Below are 2732 nucleotides of genomic sequence, written 5' to 3'. Positions count from 1 at the left end.
ATTCTGGAGGTGGAAGTAGAGAAGGGATTCGCTGCAAGTCCTAACAGTGAAGGACCAGTTCTTGAATAACGGATTGGACTGAAAAAACTAACGAACTATTAAATTAAAAATTTTATTAGATGAAAACAAAATTTTTATTTTCGGCAGCATTGGTCACTACAATGTTAGCCGCTTGTACAAACGAAGACTTTGTTGAAAGTAGCAAAGTTAACGTAGTGAACGATGGAAGACCTGTTGCGGGAAAAGTCGTATTGGATTTTGGTGATGCAAACACCCGTATGGATTATGATTCTGAAACTGACAAATTTACTTGGGATGGTAGCGAAACTATAGCTGCACTTCTTATGGATGAAGTAGATGGCACAGGTAGCAACTATCGCCCTTATAATAATCCAGAAGAATGGGCTAACTTGACTTGGTATCAGAAATACAAATTGGTGAACTACATTAACACCAACTATCCTTTCACATGGGATGAAGAAAGAGGCGCATGGACAACTCCTGCTAAGATGCTGGAAGGTAACTACTTTTTTGCCTATCCCCGCGAAACTTACAATGGCGAACGCCAATTAATACATTCGCTGGCTAATCAGGTGCAAGAAGGTAGCTCGAAAGAGGCTATGGAAAAAGCTTACGCACGTAACCAATACTGGATTGGTTATTCACAGATTAAAGCTGGTGCCGAAAACGAAGAAGTGTTAGCTAACGTGAAGATGGCACGTACACTTTCTCCTATCAAGTTCAAAATAACCACAGTAAGTACCCAGACAGAATACACAGTTGAAAAGGTAACCGTACAAGGTACTGACTTGAAGACTCTTCTGACAATTGATCCTACCAAAGCAGGATACAATGGTAAAGCAGCCCCCAAAGCTAATGATCAGAATGGCATTTACAATTTGAAGAATGGCTCAAGTTTAGATGCAAGTACTACAGTGTTTAATTATGCCAACTTCATCGAAGCAAAAGATGATTTGTACAATAACGCTAATAGTGCTACTGCAGAAAACACTGTCTATAATATTGAAGAAGGCAATGAAAGCAATTATTCTTGGGGTGATGCTATCCGTGCAACGGTACATGCAGGAAATCAGCAGAGTGCCGATAAAGAATATGCAGAGTTGTACATCAAAGATGCAACTCCTATCAGCGGTCAAAACCAAAAAGCTGTTTGGGGAGTAGTATTTGTAAACCTTGACGATCAAGTTGATACAGGACAGCTGACTATGAGCATCTATACAGATAAAGGTATAGTGAAAGATATTGACTTGACTAAAGTAAACGATGGAAGCGGCAGCAAGTATGCAGTAATAACAGACCATGCTATCACTTCATTGACATCGACAGGTAATGCCAAGGAAATCACCATCCAGATTGATGATAACTCGTTCGACATTCCGCAGGAAATGACAGTAAACAACGTAGATGATTTGGAACGTTTCATTACATGGAATAGTACCAAAAATCGTGTTAACACAGTTACATTGGCCAACAACGACACATTGACTGCTGATATGGCAAATACCTTGATTGCTTCTCAAAATGCAATAGCTACATCTGAAAACAGACTTAAAGTAATAGCAGAAGGCAATCAAAAACTGTTTATCGAAGCTGGTGTAAATTCAGATATCTTTAATTACATTGATGTCAAGGGAACAGATGTTGTCGTATTGGGTGAACTTAACTTGAACGAAGAGAAGCTGAAAGAAAATACCGGTCTGCCCGCAGATACAAAAGGAATTACTGTAGCGGAAGGCGGTAAACTCAACATCGAAGCATGGTCGGAAGAAGCTCTGGCTGTAGATAACTACGGTACTTTGGAAGTCAAAGGTGAGACTTCTAATATTAAAGTGGTGAACAAAAAGAATGCAGAGCTGAATGTTAACAGCACTTTAACAGTTAATGCAGATAGTGAAAATGAAGCCGAAGGAACAGTTAATGTTAATGGCATCCTCAGAGGTACAACTGATAAGAACTTTACCAATAAGGGTATGCTGGTTAACAACGGTGAAATCTACAACATGATAAATGACGGAGAAGACGCTGTCATCAAAACATCCCAAAAGATTAACCATATTGAAGAAAACAACAATAACGCTACCATTTTGAAGACCAATATCGGTGATCCGATTTCCGGTATTAATTTGTCTGCTGGTGATAAAGGTGTCGTTAAATATGTGTCAACAACAAATGTTGATATGAGTAAAGTTATTTCAAACTATATTACAGCACTCGAAATTAATGGTGCCGACTTACGTGTAGAAGGTGGTGCTTCTGTTTTGAAGAAACTGGAAATTAAGAATGGTAGAATTGAAGGTGGTTCTTATATTGCAAGTGTTTGGACTCCTTCTTCTAAGTTACTGAATATGGCTGACGGTGCAAAAGTAGAAATGTCTGGCGAGATGGAACTCAATTGGGTAACAATTAAAGCTACTGCTGGAGTTGAAGTATTGGATGGCGTAGTAACAATGACAAATAAGGTTCAAATTGCCGATGACGGAAGTGCAACTAATAAATATCCTTTGACCTTGGGTTCCATTGATGGATATAAGAAGTATAGCGTAACTATCCGAAATTCGGGAAATGTTGTCGTTGGTGCTTTGAATACGGTTGCAGGTACTCCCAAATCTACAATCTATAACAATGGAACATTCAAATATAGTAGAAGCGGTAGTGATTTAAGCAATATCAATGTAAATGGTACTGAATTAGTACAGGAATAAGAAAGATGA

At 38.7% G+C, this 2732-nt stretch carries 1 protein-coding gene; it reads left to right on the top strand.

Features of this window, described 5'->3' with window-relative positions; all coding sequences use genetic code 11:
* Nucleotides 1-119: 119 nt before the first annotated feature.
* Nucleotides 120-2723, top strand: coding sequence for a hypothetical protein (locus tag Q3C19_RS18035; RefSeq protein ID WP_302731213.1), 2604 nt, complete (start codon nt 120-122; stop codon nt 2721-2723).
* Nucleotides 2724-2732: the final 9 nt, after the last annotated feature.

The sequence above is a fragment of the Bacteroides sp. ET489 genome (assembly GCF_030518095.1).
GTDB lineage: Bacteria > Bacteroidota > Bacteroidia > Bacteroidales > Bacteroidaceae > Bacteroides > Bacteroides ndongoniae.
The sequence above is the reverse complement of the archived record's forward strand: the minus strand, read 5'-3'. Positions and strand labels throughout refer to the sequence as shown.

Excerpts from the sequence above, each read along its gene's own strand:
- Q3C19_RS18035 (WP_302731213.1), top strand. The coding sequence starts at position 120 with ATGAAAACAAAATTTTTATTTTCGGCAGCATTGGTCACTACAATGTTA.